The sequence below is a fragment of the Sinomonas terricola genome (assembly GCF_034931225.1).
Taxonomy (GTDB): Bacteria; Actinomycetota; Actinomycetes; order Actinomycetales; family Micrococcaceae; genus Sinomonas; species Sinomonas terricola.
Genome location: NZ_JAYGGQ010000002.1, coordinates 31,523 through 51,804, shown reverse-complemented (window position 1 = coordinate 51,804; position 20,282 = coordinate 31,523). Strand labels below are relative to the sequence as shown.

At 62.9% G+C, this 20,282-nt stretch carries 19 protein-coding genes and 1 pseudogene; 12 read left to right on the top strand and 8 right to left on the bottom strand.

Features of this window, described 5'->3' with window-relative positions:
• Positions 1-135: 135 nt before the first annotated feature.
• The 8 genes from SPF06_RS04900 (at position 136) to SPF06_RS04865 (ending at position 7,877) form a co-directional block, all read left to right on the top strand.
• Positions 136-975 carry a carbohydrate ABC transporter permease gene (locus SPF06_RS04900; RefSeq protein ID WP_323277844.1) on the top strand — a complete coding sequence of 280 codons (840 nt, stop codon included), beginning with the start codon at positions 136-138 and terminating at the stop codon, positions 973-975.
• Between the two features lie 26 nt (positions 976-1,001).
• Entirely contained in the window at positions 1,002-1,865 is an 864-nt protein-coding gene (locus SPF06_RS04895; RefSeq protein WP_428985712.1) for a carbohydrate ABC transporter permease, read from the top strand.
• Positions 1,866-1,920: 55 nt separating this feature from the next.
• The gene (gene arfA, locus SPF06_RS04890) at positions 1,921-3,432 is read left to right on the top strand and encodes an arabinosylfuranosidase ArfA (protein ID WP_323277843.1); all 1,512 of its coding nucleotides are present in this window, start codon (positions 1,921-1,923) and stop codon (positions 3,430-3,432) included.
• Positions 3,433-3,802: 370 nt separating this feature from the next.
• A complete protein-coding gene (locus SPF06_RS04885) occupies positions 3,803-4,006 on the top strand; it encodes a cold-shock protein (protein ID WP_323277842.1) in 204 nt (67 codons plus the stop codon).
• 134 nt (positions 4,007-4,140) lie between these two features.
• Positions 4,141-5,214: a fatty acid desaturase family protein gene (locus SPF06_RS04880; protein ID WP_323278013.1), complete on the top strand. Its 1,074-nt coding sequence runs from the start codon at positions 4,141-4,143 to the stop codon at positions 5,212-5,214.
• A 256-nt stretch (positions 5,215-5,470) separates the two neighbouring features.
• Positions 5,471-5,896 (top strand): hypothetical protein, encoded by a 426-nt coding sequence (locus SPF06_RS04875; RefSeq protein WP_323277841.1) that lies wholly within the window; start codon positions 5,471-5,473, stop codon positions 5,894-5,896.
• Positions 5,889-6,122, top strand: coding sequence for a hypothetical protein (locus SPF06_RS04870; protein WP_323277840.1), 234 nt, complete (start codon positions 5,889-5,891; stop codon positions 6,120-6,122). Before SPF06_RS04875 ends, SPF06_RS04870 begins: the two co-directional genes overlap by 8 nt.
• Positions 6,123-6,227: 105 nt before the next feature.
• Positions 6,228-7,877: an MDR family MFS transporter gene (locus SPF06_RS04865; protein ID WP_323277839.1), complete on the top strand. Its 1,650-nt coding sequence runs from the start codon at positions 6,228-6,230 to the stop codon at positions 7,875-7,877.
• 167 nt (positions 7,878-8,044) lie between these two features.
• Here SPF06_RS04865 and SPF06_RS04860 read toward each other — a convergent pair whose 3' ends face one another.
• From SPF06_RS04860 to SPF06_RS04850, 3 genes are all read right to left on the bottom strand, one after another.
• Positions 8,045-8,422, bottom strand: coding sequence for a hypothetical protein (locus tag SPF06_RS04860; RefSeq protein ID WP_323277838.1), 378 nt, complete (start codon positions 8,420-8,422; stop codon positions 8,045-8,047).
• A 14-nt stretch (positions 8,423-8,436) separates the two neighbouring features.
• Positions 8,437-9,090: a hypothetical protein gene (locus tag SPF06_RS04855; RefSeq protein WP_323277837.1), complete on the bottom strand. Its 654-nt coding sequence runs from the start codon at positions 9,088-9,090 to the stop codon at positions 8,437-8,439.
• Positions 9,091-9,890: 800 nt separating this feature from the next.
• On the bottom strand, positions 9,891-10,229 hold the full coding sequence (locus tag SPF06_RS04850; RefSeq protein ID WP_323277836.1) for a type II toxin-antitoxin system HicB family antitoxin: 339 nt from the start codon (positions 10,227-10,229) through the stop codon (positions 9,891-9,893).
• Positions 10,230-10,455: 226 nt separating this feature from the next.
• On the opposite strand from SPF06_RS04850, the gene SPF06_RS04845 reads away from it, so the two are divergent.
• Together SPF06_RS04845 and SPF06_RS22080 are read left to right on the top strand one after the other, a co-directional pair.
• Positions 10,456-10,797, top strand: a complete 342-nt coding sequence (locus SPF06_RS04845; RefSeq protein WP_323277835.1) for a YciI family protein — start codon at positions 10,456-10,458, stop codon at positions 10,795-10,797.
• A gap of 1,111 nt (positions 10,798-11,908) precedes the next feature.
• Positions 11,909-12,436 (top strand): PASTA domain-containing protein, encoded by a 528-nt coding sequence (locus tag SPF06_RS22080; protein ID WP_428985711.1) that lies wholly within the window; start codon positions 11,909-11,911, stop codon positions 12,434-12,436.
• A gap of 192 nt (positions 12,437-12,628) precedes the next feature.
• On the opposite strand, the gene SPF06_RS04840 is transcribed toward SPF06_RS22080, so the two are convergent.
• From SPF06_RS04840 to SPF06_RS04830, 3 genes are read right to left on the bottom strand one after another with little or no spacing between them, the layout of a single operon-like run.
• Complete coding sequence (locus SPF06_RS04840; RefSeq protein ID WP_323277834.1) at positions 12,629-13,288, bottom strand: hypothetical protein; 660 nt, start codon at positions 13,286-13,288, stop codon at positions 12,629-12,631.
• Positions 13,285-13,896 (bottom strand): RNA polymerase sigma factor, encoded by a 612-nt coding sequence (locus SPF06_RS04835; protein ID WP_323277833.1) that lies wholly within the window; start codon positions 13,894-13,896, stop codon positions 13,285-13,287. The genes SPF06_RS04840 and SPF06_RS04835 overlap by 4 nt, the downstream gene beginning before the upstream one ends.
• 5 nt (positions 13,897-13,901) lie before the next feature.
• Positions 13,902-14,657: a hypothetical protein gene (locus SPF06_RS04830; RefSeq protein WP_323278028.1), complete on the bottom strand. Its 756-nt coding sequence runs from the start codon at positions 14,655-14,657 to the stop codon at positions 13,902-13,904.
• Between SPF06_RS04830 and SPF06_RS04825 the strand changes: the two are divergent.
• Positions 14,580-15,348 (top strand): annotated as a pseudogene (locus SPF06_RS04825) (amino acid ABC transporter ATP-binding protein). The gene SPF06_RS04830 and the pseudogene SPF06_RS04825 overlap by 78 nt on opposite strands.
• Positions 15,349-15,548: 200 nt before the next feature.
• Here SPF06_RS04825 and SPF06_RS04820 read toward each other — a convergent pair.
• Both SPF06_RS04820 and SPF06_RS04815 read right to left on the bottom strand, forming a co-directional pair.
• Positions 15,549-16,079 (bottom strand): hypothetical protein, encoded by a 531-nt coding sequence (locus SPF06_RS04820; protein ID WP_323277832.1) that lies wholly within the window; start codon positions 16,077-16,079, stop codon positions 15,549-15,551.
• Between the two features lie 511 nt (positions 16,080-16,590).
• Positions 16,591-18,774 (bottom strand): glycoside hydrolase domain-containing protein, encoded by a 2,184-nt coding sequence (locus SPF06_RS04815; RefSeq protein WP_323277831.1) that lies wholly within the window; start codon positions 18,772-18,774, stop codon positions 16,591-16,593.
• Between the two features lie 678 nt (positions 18,775-19,452).
• Here SPF06_RS04815 and SPF06_RS04810 point away from each other — a divergent pair.
• Positions 19,453-20,235 carry an ABC transporter permease gene (locus tag SPF06_RS04810; RefSeq protein ID WP_323277830.1) on the top strand — a complete coding sequence of 261 codons (783 nt, stop codon included), beginning with the start codon at positions 19,453-19,455 and terminating at the stop codon, positions 20,233-20,235.
• Positions 20,236-20,282: the final 47 nt, after the last annotated feature.

Here is a 20,282-nt window from a genome sequence, read left to right as displayed (position 1 = left end):
AAGGGAGCCACCATGTCGACTGACACCCTCCGACATTCAGTCCGGCAAGCACGCAAAGGGATAGGGGTGGCGGGACATCGCGGCCCGCAACAAGCTCACAAGGTTCGCCGACGCTCAAGAGGCGCCTGGACCTTCGTGCTCTTGGCTGTCCCGTCCCTCATCCTGCTCGTCCTCTTGAGCGTGTACCCCGTGCTTTACGCCGGACAGCAGTCCGTGCGGGACGGTGATCTCATTGATGCCGGCTCCTTCGTCGGGCTCGACAATTATGCAGCGGTGCTGCGATCGCCATCATTCTGGCGAGCCGCCGGCTTCACCGTAGTGTTCACGGCCGTCGGTGTCTTCGGGAGCTGGCTCGTAGGACTTGCCTTGGCGCTTCTCCTACGACTTCGCACGCCCGTACGCGGCATCTTCAAAGTCCTGCTGCTGCTCCCGTGGGTCGTCCCGATCGTCGTGTCTTCCACCTCATGGAACTGGCTCGTTGCGACTCCGCAAAGCCCGCTGCCCATCCTTGCCAAGGCACTCGGGCTCGGGGACACCCTCTTCCTCGCGGATCCCACTCTCGCGCAGGCGACTGTGTGCATCTTCAAAGTGTGGGTCAGCTTCCCGTTCATGATGATGATGATGAGCTCGGCTTTGGCGTCCGTCGACGTTAACGTCTACGAAGCCTCCAAGGTCGACGGCGCCGGCGTCTGGCAGACGTTCCGCCACATCACTCTCCCCATGATCTCGAGGTCCACCTTCATCAGTTGGATCCTTATGACGATCTTCTGCGTGAATGACTTTCCGACGATCTTCCTTCTCACCGGAGGCGGCCCCGTCAATGCAACCCAGACCCTTGTAGTGCTCGCTTACGTCACCGTCTTCCAGAATTTTCAAACCGGTCCGGGGGTAGCGATTGCCTTTCTGATGACGCTGGTGCTTGTCGCGATCTCGATAGTCCTCTTCCGCCAGATACGAAAGGTTGACATTACGTGAGCGCAACCACAGTCGAGGATCACGCGATCGACAGCTCGAAAGCCCCTGGCCTCGGGTCCGGGCGGGCGCGAGATCGGGACATCAAGGGCGGAAACGGACGGTGGTGGCGGTTCGCCGCGCTCTTGGCCATCACCGCGGCAGCGCTCGTTCCCTTGGGCGCAGTGCTTCTGCTGTCCTTGCAGCCTCCGTTCGGAAGCGCCTCCCAGGGGATGACGCTCGAGAACTACACGACTGTCTTCTCCAAGACGGCCATCGGGACGTGGCTCGGCAATAGCCTTCTCGTGAGCGTCGTCACCGTCGCGGTCGCCGTGATGGTGGCCGCTCCTGCGGGCTACGTCCTCTCGCGCGGGCGGGGCCGGCTTGTGTCCGCCTTCTCGCTGGGCCTTTTCGTTGTCCAGTCGTTGCCGGTGATTACCGCGGTGATCCCGCTCTTCATCCTCTTCGCTGGGCTCGGACTGGTAGACAGCCTCGCGGGGGTCAACATCCTCTATGTCGGCGGGACGATGTCTGTGGCCGTCTGGATGATGGCAGCGTACTTCGATTCGATTCCCATCAGCCTTGAAGAAGCTGCATGGATGGACGGATGCTCAGTCTTCGGAAGTTTCGCACGGATCGTTCTCCGCAACTCGTTGCCAGGAGTGCTCTCAACAGCGATCTTTTCCTTCCTGCTCTCTTGGAACGACTATCTCGTTGCCGTCGTCTTCCTCCGTTCCGAGCAGAACTACACGCTGCCGGTCGGCCTGCAGACCTTTTTCCAGCAGAACCAAACCGATTGGGGGCCTGTGATGACGGTCGCCGTCGTCATGATGCTGCCACCAATTCTGATCTTCGCCGTCCTGAACAGATTCTTCAGCGTCGGCGGAATCGGCGGGTCGCTTGCCGGGCGATGAACCACGCCACTCGTCGAACGCTCCTAGGGCGGAATTCATTCACCGAAAGAAGACCATGCATCACGCACGACTCACCATCAACCCGAAGTTCGCCGTCGGTCCAATCAGCCGGCGTCTGTTCGGCTCCTTCGTCGAGCACCTTGGCCGGTGCGTCTATGACGGCATCTATGAACCGGGCCACCCGAGCGCCGACGCCGAGGGCTTCCGGACCGACGTCATCGAGCTCGTCAAGGAACTCGGGGTTTCCACCGTCCGCTATCCGGGAGGCAATTTCGTCTCGGGCTACCGTTGGGAAGACGGCGTGGGCCCCCGCGGGAACCGCCCCAGGAGGCTTGACCTCGCGTGGCATTCGACCGAGACCAACGAGGTCGGGCTGCACGAGTTCGGGAGCTGGCTCGAGAAGGTCGGAAGCGAGCTCATGCTCGCCGTCAACCTCGGCACACGGGGGACGCTCGAAGCACTCGACCTGCTGGAATACGCGAACATCCGCTCCGGAACGACCCAGTCCGAGCTGCGGGCCCTCAACGGGCGCGCTGAGCCGTTTGGGGTGAAGATGTGGTGCCTGGGCAATGAGATGGACGGGCCCTGGCAGCTGGGTCACCGCTCGGCCGCCGACTACGGAAAGCTCGCCTCGCAGACCGCGAAGGCCATGCGCCAGCTCGACCCATCGCTCGAGCTGGTCGTGTGCGGCTCCTCGGGTGCACAGATGCCGACCTTCGGAGACTGGGAACGCGAGGTGCTCACCCACACCTACGAGGACGTCGATTACATCTCCTGCCACGCCTATTACGAGGAGAAGAACGGGGATCTGGGTTCCTTCTTGGCGTCCGCGGTGGACATGGACAGGTTCATCGAATCGGTCGTCGCCACCGCGGACCACGTCAAGGCTGCGAACGGCAGTAGCAAGACCATCAACATCTCCTTCGACGAGTGGAACGTGTGGTACCTCGACCGCTTCAAGAAGGTCGAGAAGATCAAAGGACTGGACAACTGGCCAGTCGCCCCGCGCCTGCTCGAGGACGCCTACTCTGTCGCGGACGCCGTCGTCGTCGGAAACCTCCTCATTTCGCTCCTCAAGCACGCGGACCGCGTCACCTCCGCATCCCTTGCCCAGCTCGTCAACGTGATCGCGCCCATCATGACCGAGCCGGGCGGGCCGGCCTGGCGGCAGACCACCTTCTTCCCCTTCGCCCTGACCTCGCGGCTCGCGGCTGGAGAGGCGCTCGCAACCAGGATCGAGACGCCGCAGTATGACACGGAGGTCCACGGCAGCGTTCCGCTGGTCGACGCGGTCGCGACGCACGATGCATCCACGGGGACCAGCGCCGTGTTCCTGGTGAACCGTTCGCAAGACGAGGAGGTCGTCCTGACAGTGGATCTGAGCGCTCTCGACGCGACGATCCTGCTGGACGCCCAGACCCTCTCTGACTCCGACGTCTACGCCAAGAACACGCTCGAGGACCCCGAAAGGGTGCGCCTCTCTCGCAACAAGAGTGTGGAGGTTCGGGACGGATCCGTCGTCGTCACCCTTCCGCCCGTCTCCTGGACGGCCCTGAGCCTGGGCTGACCCCGCGCGCTGAGGCTTTCGCCGTGACGGTTCCGCAAAGCGTGTAGACTTGAACGAACGCGGACTGCCCAGATGGCCGTCCGGCCGAGGCAGACGATTCAATTGCCTCCCGTATTGCAGCTGTCTACCTCGAGGCCTCCGGCGGTCGCCACTGCACAATGCAAGGATCTGCAGCTGAAGAGGCTTCACAGCCCAAAGCCACGCGCGATATCCCTTGCACAGCAGCTCACAGAGCTCGCCCCGGCCCTCTCAACGAGGACGCCCTCACAGTTTCAGCTCGCTCATCCACCCACTCACGTCCGCGTCGGCACCGTCGGCGCGGTACATCGCGGTCGCTTTGACGGCCTCACAACAAGAAGGAAATAACGACATGGCCACTGGCACCGTCAAATGGTTCAACGCCGAGAAGGGCTTCGGCTTCATCGAGCCCGACGCCGGCACCCCCGACGTGTTCGCGCACTACAGCGCGATCGCGACGGACGGCTACCGCTCCCTCGAAGAGGGCCAGAAGGTCGAGTACGACGCCGAGCGAGGCCCCAAGGGCCCCCAAGCGGCGAACATTCGTCCCCTCTGATTCAACGAGCCGTGCGGGCGGATCGCGGTCTGCGCTCCGCCCGCACGGACACCCCCTACCCCCACCTGCGCCTTGGGCGCCTGCTCTGAAAAGGTGCTCTGATCACAACGGTCTCCAGCCCCGCACTCGAACTTATTCCTGGCCGTCAGGCCTACGCGGGCGAGGAGACGTTCCCTCCCCTGACCAAGGCGTATCTCCAGCTGTCCCAGACGATCCGCGAAGGGGGCCTGCTGCGCCGGACCCCGTGGTTCTACTCGCTCGTCGGGGGCGTCCTCGTGGTCGGCCTTGCCGGCTGCATTGCTGGGTCGATCCTTCTCGGGCAGAGCTGGTTCCAGCTTCTGATCGCAGCCGCCCTCGGCATCCTGTTCACCCAGGTGGCCTTCATGGCGCACGAGGCCGGGCACCGGCAGATCTTCACGACGGGGCCAGCCAATGACCTCCTGGCGCGCCTTCTCGGCGCCGCCGCGGGGATGAGCTACTCGTGGTGGGACTCGAAGCATAGCCGCCATCACGCGAACCCGAACAAGGTCGGCCGCGACCCGGACATCGAAATCGACACGATCTCCTTCGTCGAAGAGGACGCGGCTAAGGCCAGGGGCATCCGTGCCCTGATCACTCGTCGCCAAGGTTGGCTGTTCTTCCCGCTGCTGACCCTTGAGGGACTGAACCTGCATTACCTCAGCTTCCGCCACCTGTTCTCGCGCGGCCCCGTCAAGGGACGCTGGGCCGAGCTGGGCCTGCTCGCGCTGCGCTTCGCCGTCGTCCTTCTTCCGCTCTTCTTGCTGCTCCCGCCAGGAATGGTGTTCGCATTCCTCGGGGTCCAGCTGGCAGTGTTCGGCCTTTATATGGGTGCCACCTTCGCCCCGAATCACAAGGGCATGCCAGTGATCGCGCGGGACGCGAAGCTCGACTTCTTCTCCAAGCAGGTGCGCACGTCCCGGAACATCTCGGGTGGCTGGTGGGCCACGTGGCTGATGGGCGGTCTGAACTACCAGATCGAGCACCATCTCTTCCCGAGCATGCCACGGCCTCATCTGGCGATGGCCCGGATGATCGTGCGCGAGCAGTGCACGCGGCTCGCCGTCCCGTACACCGAGACCAGCATTTGGCGCTCCTACGGGATTGTCATCCGCTACCTGAACAGGGTCGGCCTCGCGGCGCGCGACCCCTTCGAGTGCCCTATCACCGCCCGATACCGGCGCGCCTAATGGCGGGCCTCGGGCAAGACCGTCCCCCAGGGAAGCCCGGCCCAGAGCATGGATCGAGCAGTCCGCATGTCAGCGCGGTGCCGAATCGCATGCGCTGGACGCCGGAGCCGCCCGGGGAGGACCGGCATGGCGGGCCAAGTGCTCGCTCGGAGACGGGCGCCCGGGAGACCGGCCGGGCGTACTCTGAGCTATGAGAAGCAATTATGTGCGGGGCGCCTCCCTAAGCTGTTCCGCACTCCAGTCGGAAATCCAGGCCATGCTCGCCGCGTCCGGGGCCTCGGGATTCCGTCTTGCTTCGGAACACGGCAAGGCTGCGATCGCCTTCCGCGCGGGGAATCGCCGATTCCGTCTCGTTCTCGGGCACCCCGGATCGGCCGATTCGCTGCCGGACCCGGACTATGACCCGCTGCACCCGCATAGCACAGGCGAAGAATCCAAGAGCGCCCAAGAGGCGGCACGCAAAAGCTGGTGGCAGTTGTCCTTGCTGATCCGGGCCAAACTCGAGGCGGTCGCCACGGGTATCGTCACGTTCGATGAGGAATTCCTCGCCTACATGCTCATGCCGGGCGGCGCCACGGTCTTCCAGGCCACGGCCCCGGCGATCACCACTGCTTATGCCGGCGCCCATAATCCGGACTCCAGCGGCCGTGCATTCCCTTCCAAGGAGGCCAGGAGTGAATGAATTCGAGGCTTCGCTGATCTTGCGGGCCGGAGCCGAGCTTCTCGCCGTCGAATCCGCCGATCCGCGGTCCGAGGAAGGCTACGGTGCCGTGAAGGCAAACCTTTCGGTTGCTTTGGAGTCCATCGCGGATGCGCTCTTGAACTTCGAGGCGGCGTCGCCGACGGCCAACCGTTCGGCCGGATGGGTCCAAGACCTGCGCCGGGTCGCGGACGACTTGGGCAACTGACAGCGATCAGGGTCGGCGCCCCGGGCGCCGAGGTTCCCCCTCCCAGCCCTCGGGCGTAGCCTGAACGGAGAGACGGAGATCCTCACCGTTTGGAGGTCGAGGCCAATGTCTGCCGCTTTCGACGCTTCCGTTCCCGCCCCGCGGACCCACCGCCAGGTGCTCACGGCGATGTCCGGGCTCATGCTCGGGATGCTCCTCGCCGCGATGGACCAGACCATCGTGGCAACCGCGCTGCCCACGATCGTCGGCGAACTCAATGGGCTCCAGGAACTCTCGTGGGTCGTGACGTCGTACATCCTCGCGTCGTCGGTCGTGATGCCGCTGTATGGCAAGCTCGGCGACCTCTACGGCCGAAAGCCGCTGTTCCTCATCGCGATCGTCATTTTCCTCATCGGCTCGGCGGCGTCCGGGGTGTCCCAGAGCATGGCGCAGCTCATCGCGTTCCGTGCGCTGCAGGGCCTGGGCGGCGGCGGGCTCATGGTCGGCGCGCAGGCGACCATCGCGGACCTCGTCACGCCTCGCGAACGCGGCCGATACCAGGGGTACATGGGCGCCGTGTTCGGCCTCGCGTCGGTCGCGGGGCCGCTCATCGGCGGCTACCTGACGGACTACGTCTCGTGGCGGTGGATCTTCTACATCAACCTCCCGATCGGCGCCGTCGCCCTGGCCGTCGTGACCAAGGTGCTCAAGGTGCCGCGCCGCGAGGGGGAGCGGCGGATCGACTTCCTCGGCGCCGTCCTGCTCGGAGCGGCCCTCACGTGCATCGTGCTCCTGACGACGTGGGGCGGCACGACCGTCGACTGGAACTCGCCGACCGTCTACCTCCTCGGCGCGGCGGGCGCGGTGCTTCTGGTTGGCTTCGTGTTCGCCGAGCGGGCGGCGGCCGTGCCGATCATTCCGTTGCGCTTGTTCCGGCTGCCGGCGTTCGACGTCGCCGCGTCCGTGAGCTTCATCATCGGCTTCGCGATGTTCGGCGGGATTACGTTCCTTCCGTTGTTCCTGCAGATCGTCTCGGGGGCATCCGCCGCGAATTCGGGGCTGCTGCTCTTGCCGATGATGGCCGGGCTGATCGTGGCCGCTGGGGTGTCCGGGCAGATCATCAGCCGGACGGGGCATTACAAGTGGTCGCCGATCGTGGGAGCGCTGGTCGTGGGGGCGGCGTTCTATCTGCTTTCGACGATGAGCGTGGACACGGACCGGCTCACGTCCGGGCTATACATGGTGGTGCTCGGCCTCGGGATCGGGCTCACGATGCAGGTCATGGTCGTGATCGCCCAGAATGCGGCGGCGATCCCGGACGTCGGCACCGCAACCTCGACCGTGACCCTCGGCCGGCTCGTGGGCGGCTCACTTGGGGTGTCGATCTTCGGGTCGATCTTCAGCACGCGACTCACCGAGCAGCTCGCCCAGCATCTCCCGGCGGGCGCTGCCTCGCGGCTGCCGAGCACGGAGTCGATCACACCCGCCCTGGTCGCGCGGCTGCCGGCGGCGCTGCGGCAGGGGTTCGAGGTCGCGTTCTCGAACGCGCTGACCGGGATCTTCGTCTACGCGATCCCGATCATCGGGCTCGCCCTCGTGCTCGTGCTGACCCTGCGCGAGGTTCCCTTGCGCGGGTCGGAACCGACAGAACGGACGACGGCGGAGGGGCACGAGCGGACGACGGCGGAGGGCAGCCGGATGGCGGAGCATGGGCGGCATGCACGAACCGGGGGAGGCCGAAACGGGCGGCGGGCGCGGGCGGATGGGGCGCCATAGCACGGGGGGCGGTCTACGCCAAGAACTCTCTCTTTGACCGTTAGTAGGATCCACAGCTTGTTAGCGGATCGGACAGCAAGAGGCGGTGTCACGAAAATCGTCCGTGACACCGCCTCAAATTTTGCCCCGTGGCCTCTGTTCTGCGTCCGTGGGAGCCGGAAGATTCCTTACGTTGGCATCTCTCGTGACGAGTTCGGATGGAATCGACCGAATCGGCTCAAGAACAGGAACATGGCGACGAAACCGGCGAGCGCGAGAAGGGGGCCCGCCCAGTACGCCGCGTCTGAGCCACGCAGAAGGACGGCGATTGCACCACCGGTCGTTGCTAGAACTCCAACTCCCGGGGTTGCCGTTGCCAGTCTTCCTTGGATGTTTCGGCCAATCTGGCCGTAGTACACCGCCTGCAGAACGATGAAGAGGATGGCCGCCGGAATGAATACAAAGAGCCAAACCGGCGTTGCCAGCGCAAGGATGCTCAGAGACAGGCCGTACACCAGCGAGAGGCCGAACCAGTACTGGCGTGGTGACGTCCGAGAATTGCCCATGTCGTCCCTCTTGGTCAGCAGCTCATGTTGAAATCGATGATCGTTCCGCCCAATGCAAGTGCGAGGTAGCAGCCTGCAGCGGTCCACGGACCGAAGAAGCCAAGAGCTTCGCATACAACCATAGTGTTCGCATACCACGCCCAGAAGGCTGCCCATGCAGAAGGACACTGGGGCAAGGACCCGAGGCCGGCCGGCTTGACCGAGCTTGAGTGCAGACCGCCGCCAATCATTCTCGTTTCAGAGGACCCTTTAGTGATCTTCGCCGCCGGCCGACCACTTGAGTCCTTAGTCAGGCCGAACTTCAGCACGCCGGCATCGGTCATCTCGATGAGCCCTTCGAGAGCTTCAGTTGGTATCGACGCAGCAACAAATTCTTGTTGCTGGCGACCGTCGAATCTTTTGTCACCGTACAGGAACCGGTTGAGGGCATCGGCGTGCTCGAGCATCTTCATCCGCTGCGCGAAGCCTACAGGGTCCTTCCTTTTTGCTTCGTCGAGCTTCGCTAGTGCGGCAACGCGCTCTTGCTCAGTTGGCTGAACGATAGTGACGCCGCTATCGGAGGCTTCACGTTGAGGAGATGCCGCGGTGGCTGGATTGACTGAGGCGAGTAGCAGAGCTAAGGCTGATGCGACCGAAATTGCTGCCTTGAAAATGCTAGTCGTTGTCATTTTGGAGTTCATCGACTGTTCACCCCCATGGTTCCCGACGGCTTCGCCGGTCGGATGGATAGTCCGTCACCGAAGCCTCGGTCGCGGCTGATGCCGGGATCTTATGGGGCTTTGCGACACGGAGAAGCCGGAATTGCAGAAATTAGGTGTTGGGGAGGCTAGTTCGCGAGAGGGATCCGTGGTTTCTAGGGCGAGCATTCTCCGTGTTGGATGGTGCACGAGCGTGCCGATGAGCAGATATCTCGGCTATGACTCCGTGGCGTTGGCGGAGCACGATCAGTGTTGAGGGGCGAGCGCGGGTGGAGCGTGCGAACCGGAGGCGGACGGGAATGGGCGTTCTCGAACGCGATGACTGGCATGTTCGTCCATGCCAGGAGCGGACGACGGCGGGGCCAGGCTCTAGTCATGAGAGTCACCGCGGGCGCCACGTGCGAACCGACGCTGGCCGTCTTGGAACGACGTCTCGCGAGAGGACCTAAGCGCTGTTGACGCCATGAGTCAGTGCAAAGGGGTCCACGACACTTAGATGTTGGCAGAAGGCATCGCTCGATCACCGCCAACGCCCACGCCTCCCCGGTCGACTCCGGGTTCTCGTCCACTGCGTGTGGCGGGAAAGCAACTCGATACCCGATAGAACCATAGCCTCCGCTGCTATGTTCGAAGACGACGCAAGCGCTGTTGGAGGAGTCTGGCCATGCCTCGTGGACCACTATGTCGTGGGTCTGCCAGGCCGCAAGTGTCTTCAGCATGGCACGTATTACGATCGCAGTGTCGTTCATTTCGGCCCCGTTCGGCCCTGCTCAGGGGAGGAGACTGTTCAGGAACCGGTTGAGCGATACGCCTTGTTCCTGGGCGCGCACGGCAAGCTCCCGGTGCTTTTTTGGGGTGACTCGCAATCGTATGTTGCCGCTGTATTCACGTTCCGATAGCGGAACAGGGATCTCTTCGCCGGAATTGAGCATGTCCTCGATGACGTCTGCGACCAGCTCTTCGATGCCTTCCAGGGCGCGTGTCTGCGATTCGTCGAGGAACGACAGTGAGGGGAATTCGGCGACAGTCCCCACGAATTCGCCGTCTTCCTTCGACCAGAAGACGGTGTATCGGTAATGTGTTACGTCATGGCGTGGTTGGGTCAGCATTGCGTGTCACCTCGTTTCGGGTTTCTCTGAGCCGGTCAAGCGCTTTGAGCAATTGCCGGACATGGTATGCCTTGGCCATCCCACCACGGTCTTGGATATTGACCCAGAGATGGTCCCATTAATGGGACCATCAAGCAATCGAACCCTTGTGACGGCACGCTGCCTCGGTGACGATGGGTCCGATCTCTGACACAGCGATCCCTGACACAGGAAGAAGGAGCCGAGGATGACGAAGTACCTGATTTCGTTCCCGAGTGGCGCTATGGACGTTTCCGCTGAGGAGCTGCCGGCCGTTTCGGACGCTGCGCACGCGGTGGTGGCGGAGGCGAAGGACGCCGGTATCTGGGTGTTCGGCGGCGGAATCGACGAGAGCGTTCCGCCCGTTCTGGTCGACGGGGATGGCGCGGTGACTGAGGGAACATATCCGGAGACGAAGCAGCTCGAAGGCGGCTACACAATACTGGAGTTGCCCTCCCGCGAGGCGGCACTGGAATGGGCTGCGAAGATTGCGGTCGCCTGCCGGTGCGCCCAGGAGGTACGGGCGTTCATGTACGACCCCGCCAGCTGAAGGGGACGCGCAGCGTCATGGGGATAACGCAGTCGTTAGGGGCGTTGAGGTAGGTCGTTGAGGGGATTTTCGGTCGGTCGTGCTTGAACGCGTCGTTCGTCAGAACGGATAGTGACGCTGCTCACCACTGCGACTGCGGGGCCGGGTTCCCTTCACCTCACGAGCCCCGGTTGGGTCAACGCGGGGAAGAGCCGAGAGTCGCTGCCTAACTTGTGCCTAACATCATGTGCCTGCCTGGCCCGGAATGACGCGGAAGTTGCGGATGGGTGCCTAGGATCTGCCTAACTTTGCTTGCCGACGCGTTACCACTTCCTTGACAGTCCGGCTCTGGGTTGCTTGGATGAAGGCACAGGCTGTGTCCAAGCCGTGGCTCCACCGTCGGAGAGTGAGCGAACGAATGGGGGATTCAATGATGACTGAGCCGAACTCCGAAGCCATGGCAGAGATTGAAGCAGCGAACTGTTCGCCCTGGCCGGTTCAGCGTAAAAGACTCTCCCCACCGAGTTCTTCAGTTTTGCGGCGAGTTGCACCTTCGTGCCACGCCGCGCAAGAGAGGTAATTTCCTGAATGCGGGGCGGCTCGACCGCCGCGCATAGAACCCCAAGCGCCGAAGTCACAACTCCAGGGGTTGATGAGAGGAGATTGCAATGAAGAGATCTGAAGTATCCCTGTTTTTCCTGTTCCTTGGACTGGGCGTCCTTTTGGTCATGACGGTCGGGGCCGCCTCGTTGACCCAATTGTGTTGGGCGGGGATGGTTGCCGCCACAGTGCCAGGCGTGTTGCGCTGGTTTCGCCGGAGGCGAGTGAAGGACGGGTCGATGTGAGGGCCGCGCTTTTCGAGCGGGGAGCGGTGCCGCGTGAGGCAAGCTCCTGGGCTGAGTCCGGATCCCGTCTTGTCAGTCGTCGTGACGCCGGGGGACCAACCGGTCCTTCGTTCCTGGCCGGGGTCGTGTCGCGTGGAAAACCCTGCTGTCAAATGCCTGTATATTTCCTGTGAGCGGTCGGAGTTCATGCCACCGCCGACTGTTCTGGACCGTTCTTGGTCGCATCGACCGGGCTCTCTCAGGGGGAATTCTTGAAGAAGCGATTTGTAATTCTTGTCCTGGCCTCGGTGGTGCTGGCGGGGTGTTCGGGTAAGACATCGTCCGAGGCGGGAACTACCCCACCCGCCACAGCGTCGACAGCCGTCGTCGTTCCGAATGAGGTAGGCAAGACTCTCGATAAGGCACAGAAGGAACTCGAGGGGCTGGGTTTCAAGGTGAGAGCCTCTGATGCTGTCGAAGACAAGACGGTCGTCGTCAAGTCAAACTGGGAGGTCATTTCCCAGGATCCTGCAGCGGGCAGTTCAGCTGTGACGTCCTCGACCATCACTCTCGGCGTCAAGCACAACACGAGCGCTCCGTCACCGACCTCCACGCCCTCCCCTACACCCACGGTACAACCCGGTGCCGCAGATACGGCCACCGGCGCAGGCACCGGAGGCGGGGCTGGTTCAAGCGATGGAAACAGCTACGTGAACTCGCAGCCGGCCCCGCAGGCTCCCAACGTGGGAGGCGGCACGATTGTCTGCAAGGACGGATATATCTGGCCGGGGACAACCAGACAGGGGGCGTGCCACGGACACGGTGGCATCCGCTAACCGATTCCGCGCGATGTTAGTTCTTGAATGCACTGGCGCGGTTCCTGAGCTAGGTCACCCCCGCCGTGCTGCTGGCGATTCGTCGGTGTGGATCGTTGGAAGGGGAGGGCGAAGTCGCCTTCGTTACGTAGACAACGACGGCGCCGCTCGTCGCAGCGCCTGCGTCGTCGTCGGAATGGCCCGTGGTACGGACTACTCCTGAAGCGCGGGGACTCCGAGCCGAGTGCAGATCTCGGGCCCTCCTGGGATCACGGCGACGGTGTTGTCGACGACGCACTCGGTCAGGTGCGGGATGTAATGACCGAAGGTGCCCAGCACCTCCGGGTAGGGAATGATCGCGTGACCGTTTTGGTCCTTGTACTTATAAGCGGCGGTGAGGCTCCCGGGCTCCGGAGGAACGAAATCCGCGGGGATAAGGTTATTGGTGAATCCATCGGGATTCATGAGCCCTTCACTCCAGACCCGGCTGCAGAGGTTTACGGGGTCGTTGACCTGCTTCATTCCGGCGTTCTTGTCGTTCGGATTCGGGTCCTTGCCGGCGTCGAATCCCGTATCGAAGACTCCCGCAGTGATGTAAGGGGGCATCGTCTGGCCGGGCAGCGCCTTCACCGGGGGTCGGCTCGTGAGGTCGGCGTGGTAATAGCAACGAATGTCCCGCCTGTCGTTCACGGGAGCAAATGCCGTGTAGATTCCGGCCGCGGTGCTCCCAACCAAGGCTGTGCCAGCAACGGCGATGACCACGGGGAAAGGCCACTTGCGGGCAGCCTTCGGCTTGCGGCGAGCTTCCTCGACGAGCAGGGCCCCGACGCGGTCTTTGGTGTCCTTGGGATAGGTGATTCCGGACAGGTTCATGGCATCCTCGCTTCAACGATCTTCGCGTCGAATGGGTCGGCGGGCTCTGGGGACCTGGGTAGCTTGGCCAGCTTTGCGCGCGCTCTGTGCAGCCGGGACTTGACCGTACCGGGCTGCACCCCGAGAATCACGGCGGCCTCCGCATGGCCGAATCCGTTCATCAGGCACAGGAGGACGACGTCCCGTTCCCCATCGTTGAGACCCGCGGTGGTGTCGAGCAGTTCGCGGACGGTGCGCTCGGCATCGAGACGAGTGGCTACGGCCTCGGCGTGGTCGGCTTGGTTCTCGCCGTGTTGGGGATCTGAGTGGGGAAGCCGAGCCAGGAATTCCGCGTGTCGGCGCGATGCCCTGGCACGGTTGCGGTCCGCGTTCGTGGCGACCCCGAGCAGCCATGGCAGGACTGTGTCCTTTTCGAGCCTCAGCCTGGTCCGCTGCCGCCACGCCTCCAAGAACGTGATCGAGACGAGTTCTTCGGCGTCATGCCATGACCCGCATCGGGATAGGCAGTATCGGAATACGGCATCGGCGTGCCTGTCGAACAGAGCCCCGAAGGCGTCAGCGTCGCCGATCGCGCACAGTCGCCAGAGGTCTTCGTCGGATTCCCCCATGCGTCTCATGCCCCGTAGTGTCCGCAGGAACCGAAAAGGTTCCCGCCAGTCTCATGCCAACTCATCGTTTCACGGTGCGGTGCGCGGTCGCGTGGGGCCAGAGCGTCATCCTTCCGATCACAACTCAGGAGGCTGCCGGCATGACCAACGGCCAGAGACCTGGCCATCAAATCTTCGGGGAGACCGTTCCGGGTGCGGCCTCCCAGATTGGGCGGCCGGCCGCCCTTGCCGTTTCTCCTGCCCATCTCCGAGATCAACCGTGGATGCCTCTCTGCTGTCGCCGGCGGGCAGGGCGAAGCCGGGCGGGCGCTCGGCATTCCGTGGGGCGGCGTGCAGCGGAACATCGTGATCCCGCAGGCTTTCGGGGTGGCGCTCCCCGCGCTCGGGAAATGGAGCTCGTGACGATCATCAAGCTGACCTCGCTCGTCTCGGCGATCTCGCTCACCGAGATCTTGTTCGTCGGGCAGCGGCTGTACACGCAGAACTTTAAGGTGCTCGGGACGTTGCTCGGCGTGGGCATCTTCTACGTTCTCCTTGTCACGGTCTTCGACCAGGGGCTCAAGCTGCTCGAGCGTTGGCTCGACGTGCAGCGGCGTGGCTCGCGCGCGAAGCTTGCCGTCGTCGCTTCGGGCGATGAGATCCCGGCTTCCGTCGTTCGCGCCCGCACGCCGCACGACGGCGAGGTGGTGCTGCAGGCGGTTGGCGAGCGGAAGTCCTTCGGCGAGGTCGAGGCGCTCAAGGGCGTGGACCTGAGGGTCCACCGCGGAGAGGTCGTTGCCGTCATCGGACCGCCCGGCTCAGGCAAGACGACGATGGTCCGCACCTTGAACGCGATGGAGTCAATTGACGACGGCGATGTCCTCTTCCGTGGTGAGCCCGTCGGCTATAGCCGGGGGAGCCAAGGAGAGCGGCGCCCCTGTCCGACAAGGGGCTCGCGAAGACCCGCGAGAGCATCGGCATGGTGTTCCAGCAATTCAACCTGTTTCCGCACAAGACCGTGCCCGAGAACGTCACGTTCGCGCCGGCGCACCTTCGGAAGAGAGACGGTTCGTCCGTTCGTGACCGCGGGCTCGAGCTGCTCCGCAAGGTCGGAATGGCCGCTCACGCGGACAAGTACCCGCACCAGCTTTCAGGCGGGCAGCAGCAGCGTGTCGCGATCGCCCGCGCGCCCGCGATGAATCCCGAAGTCATCCTGTTCGACGAGCCCACGTCCGCGCTGGACCCCGAACTCGTGGGGGAAGTGCTTCAAGTGATGACGGAGCTCGCCTCCGAGGGGTCACGATGGTTGTCGTGACCCACGAGATGCGCTTCGCCCGCGAAGTCGCCGGCTGGGTTGTGTTCATGGACCAGGGGGTCGTCGTCGAGGAGGGGCCCGCCGACGAGGTGTTCGACAACCCGCGCGAAGAGCGGACCCGACGATTCTTGGGCCGCGTGCTGGCGGTGAGTTCGTAGGTCTTGCTGGTGGGTGAGGGGCGGGCGCCGATGGGGGCCCGCCCCTGTTTTGTGGAGGCCTGCCCCTCAGCGGTTCGGGAACACTACGGCTTCAAGGCCGAGTTCGGGTGGATGAGGGATCGGTTGGGGGCGTGGCGTGGCACCTGAATCAGCAAGGTTGAGACTGGTGCCTCGGGTTGAGCCCGACGTCCGGAGGCCATTCAGAAACCTGCCTGGAGAATTCCGGGGGTGCCGAGTTGCTCACGGGCGCTATCACGTCTATTTGCCCATGCCGCGAGGTCTGTTGAGCCCGGCGGAACGTTGAGGTAGAAGAAGCCCTGGGATTGAGATGACCGATCTCCTCCCCAAGCGACAAGGCCAGAACATGATTTTAGAATGTCCCGCACCGCTGTGACTTCGAATTCAAACATCTCCTTGCCGCCCTTCGGATAGTGTCCGGGCAGGAGGCTGATCGCAGTTCCGGAAGCGTGGTTTCCTGTTGGTGCCTCCCCTCGCTCCGCGGCATCGAACGCTCTGATATCCGCGGCTGTGAGGGCATGAATGTCGAGGCTGAATCGCTGGATCACATACTCCAGAAGGGCACGTGGCTCACCGTCCCGAACCGTAAGGGCAACGGCGGTTCCTGGGACCTCTCGGGTCCAAATGGTGCCGCCTGCGTCGGAAGCCGTTTCAGCCGGCCAACCATTGGGCGTCTTCCAGCCGGGGATGAGGCGTCGCTGGAGTTCCTCCACTTCGGCAAGCTTTTGTCGTTGACGCTCGGCTCCATCTTGGTCTTTCCCAAATGCCGGCACGGACGTAGCCACCAGCAGGCCGCCGATCGCGGCTGTACCCCCCGCCCGGAGAAGTGACCTGCGTGTGATTGGTCGGGATGACAACATGACGATCCCCTGTCAGGAGTGGAGTTGTAGGTAAAGGAAAGTGGGCACTACCAGGCCCGCGGTTGCGAAGACCCACAGGAGCCGAGGCCATTGAGAGCGGCGTGCCAACGCGCGAGTGAGGAGGAACCATATGACGAGTAGCAGGAGCGGAGCGATTACAAACCCGATAGAGATTAGAAGAGGATCTTCATCGAATGTCGGATCGCGGTCTCCCAGACCGAGGGGCGCTAGAACAAGCTGGGTGAACGTGTAGGCGGACGCGAGCGCTGGCCACATCTCAATTGCGCCGATCACAAGAGACAAGCAAACTGACCCAAGCGTTGTCAGGATGGTGCGATCAAGGCGTGTAATAACTTGTCCCATGTCACCGCTCCCTGAGCATCTTGTTGTATTTCTCGAACACTCGAAATACGCCGAGAAGTTCGTACCCATATTTGACGGCGTTGGGGCCCGTGCCGTTATAGCGCTCGAGCGTCCGTCGGGTGACATCCTCGCTGGCATCCAAGCCAGGCCGACCGAGCGCCTGCATAGATGCCGCATGCAATAGAACCAGTGGAACCGTCTCCACGTTCTTGTCGTCTCGGTCGTGGAGCACTCTCCAGATCATCTCGACATGGGCTCGGTTCCCAGGGTCGAGTATCGTCCCTGCAACGATTCCATTTTGGGAGCAATAGTTGGTAGCTCTAATGGCCGTTCGTGCAAAAATCTGTCCGACGCCAGTCGAACAGTCATCTGTTCCGGGCTGCCCGTTGTAATACGCTGCAACCGCGAGGTCTGCAAGATCGTCGGCATTGGTTCGTTTTCGTAGCTCCCAGAAGATAGGAGCCTGGATCAGAGCTTTTCGAATTCGCAACGCCTTGGAAAGATCCGTAATAAGCCGATCATGTTTTAGCATAGTCTCGTGTGACTGCTCGGTGGACCAAGTGTACCCAACACTCCACTCGCTCATTTTGATCGAAGTCTCCATATAAGACCGAATATCTGCGAGCTGGGAGCTCCTGTATGCGCCGTCAAACGGGACATCGTACTTCGAGTTGGTCTGGGTTGGGTTGAAGGTTCGCTGTCCCATGTCGCGGCCGGAGACTATGTTGTTGTCGATTTCGATTTGGCCAGACCCTGTGCCCAGAGTGACCGTGCTGATCTGGTCGAATGCCCAATCTGGGGGAAGGGGATAGCCGAGATTTCCAGAGAAGCCGATCGACATGTCGCTGACGAAACTCGCGGACGTGTGTCCCGCCTCGCTGACACGTGTACAAACGTTGCGGGGGCCATAAATCCCCACCTTGTACTCGGAACCGTAGATCTGGAGCGCGCGGCCGATTGCCTCGAAGTGGGGAATGACGTTGGCCGTCACCTGATAATCCAGTGCGTCGAAGTCGACCGCAAAGTAGATCCGTGTGCCGGACTTGAAGCCGTGGTGTCGAGCCCACGTCACGGCGCTAAGCCCGTCCGAATAGCCTTGGTTCGCGTTGAAGTATGATGCGCTCCCGCCCCAGGTCTGGAAGATAGGGAAACAGGACATGCCGGACGTGGCGATAGTCGCTAACTCTGTGGGTTCGATCATCTTGTTGAAGGTCCCGGCGGTTCCATTGCAGAGATAGCGGCCTGTGATGCGATAGCCCTGTGCGTAGAGTGTCTTGGCGCGTTCCGGAGTAACTGTCGTGATGCAGTCGAATGCCACGCCACGGCGTGTGTCATCACCGGTTGAAACTAGGAGAGAAGCCCATGTTTGAAAGTCTGCTTGGCCCGTGCGCGGGAGGATGGCGAAGGACTGGAATGCTAGAACTTGGTCGCGTAATTGAGCGGTGTAAGTGGGTGTGAAGGTGACGCCGGGTCTTCGGTTGAAGATCATCGCGGCGGTGAAGAGCTGAACCCAGATTCCCGTGGTACCGATGCCGAGAATGTGGCTCCTCAAACCTGACTTTGTGCCAGGGCCGAAAATCCCGTTCGCTATGTCATCGGCCATACCAAGCTCAAACTGGATAGCGAGCATGAGAGCCTTCTGTACATCTCGGGAGAAGTTCCCGTCGCATGGGATGACGAAGAAATTCCTGCGGTTCATATACCGTGAGTTGAGCCAACGTTGGACAGATTGAACTGTCTCGGTCCCTCTGCCAGTTAAGACATATGCATCCATTGTCAGCAGAGCTTTCATGGTCTTCGGCGTGATGCCCCCACCGGGCCACAGGCCCAAGAGGCCCATGTTCGCCTTCATCGAAGCCGCCCCAGCCGATGTGCGCGAATCGAACGAACCGTTGATGTCGCCGCCGTTGTATCCCTTGCAGTACAGCCCGGCTTGGACCACTTTGACAATGGCTGCCACACGACACGTCTCGTCGATGACGGGATACTGGCGCGACAGTTCGCTCAGCGTCGTCGGCCCGAAGTTGTCCGAAAGGGTGACGATGCGCAGTTCGTACTGGAGTATCCGGGTCAGCGCGTACATGACCGACCAACTCGTCTGGCCATCTTCCGGAACAATCGGTATCCCATTCACCTTGTACGAATTGATCCATCGCTGGGCGCGGAGCACCATCTCGTCGGCCAAGGTTCCCCCATCTACGAGGACCGGCGTGGGGCCTCGATCTCTCACTGCCTCTGCTCTAGCACCGTCGAATGTCGCGACTTGCCTCGGCGTCGGCGCCTGCTGTGTCTTGCTACGTCGTCTTCGAGGTTAGGGCCGGTGTGGACCGACTCAGTGGGGTTTTCCGGAAACTCGGTAGCGGCAGTCGGGCGGCACTCGGTGGTGGGATGGACGAGGTGTCCGCGACGCGCTCACATTTGTCGTGTCGGCGCCGGTGGCCATGCGCCTGCGAGAGCCAGTCGCCCAGAAGCGCCCGCGCGTTGTCGTCGCGCCTCGGCCGGCGCCGGCAGCCTTGTGAAGCACGACTTCACCCGCACCCGGGCCTCGCTCGGTCGCTGCGTCGCACGGTGTCTGGTGGAAGACGGAATGATCACTGATGCCGGCGTGACCGCTTGGGATGCTGCGAATGCCTGAGCGCAGCGCTGGCCGTGGGCAGTTGCGGGTGCGGAAGAGCCGACTCGGTGTCGTGGACATCATTCGGGAGTCGTGGCGGTCCGTGACGAGGGATTTCGGGCCGTCGCTTGCCTCGGCGCTGGGGGCGCTCTTGGGATGCGCGGCCTTCGTTGCGACGCTGGGCCTCACGGGGACGGCGAGCCATCAGGGGCGGCGTCGTTCGACGTTCGCCGGGCTACCGAGGTCGTGGTGACCGCCCGCGATGCGGGCGTGCGTTCAGAGGACGACGGCGACGCGAACCTTCGCTGGTTCACCTCGGCGGCTGCCGAGAAGGCACGCAGCATTGCCGGCGTTGTCCATGCTGGACGGATCACGACGGTCAAGGCGGTCGATGTCCGTCGCCTCTACTCGGCGACAGACAACATGGTGGCCGTCGATGTGTACGCCGTCGACCGCGAGAGCCTCGCTGCGATTGCGCCTTCAGGGGTGGTGGGCAGGGCCTTCGATGAGGGACACGTGAGCCGTGCGGACCCTGTGGTGATGCTCTCGAAGGCGGTGGCGTCGCGGCTCGGTGTGGCCCAGCCCGGGGCGGCCGTGTTCATCGGTGACATCGGGCTCACGGTCATCGGCATCTACGACGACGTCGCGCGGGTTCCTGGGGCGGCGGGCGGGATCATCCTGCCGATCACCGCTCAGGAGGCTCCGGGGATGACGAGCGGCCAGATCCCTGGCCATCAGATCTTCCTTGAGACTGTTCCGGGTACCGCCGTTCAGGTTGGCCGGCAGGCTGCCGTTGCGGTCTCTCCAGCGCTGCCGGAGCTCGTCGAAGTCAGCGCGCCACCGGACCCGAAGACCCTCAGACAGGAGGTCGAGGACAGCGTGACGCAACTCAGCGTCGTGGTCAGTCTTGTCATCCTCGCCCTCGGGCCGATCTCAATCGGGAACACGACTGCGGTCAGGGTCGTGCTCCGCACCCCGGAAATCGGCCTCCGCCGTGCCCTCGGGGCACGCCGGGCGGATATCTTCCCCTAGCTTCTGGGCGAGACCGCCACGCTCGGGCTGCTCGGGGGAGCCCTCGG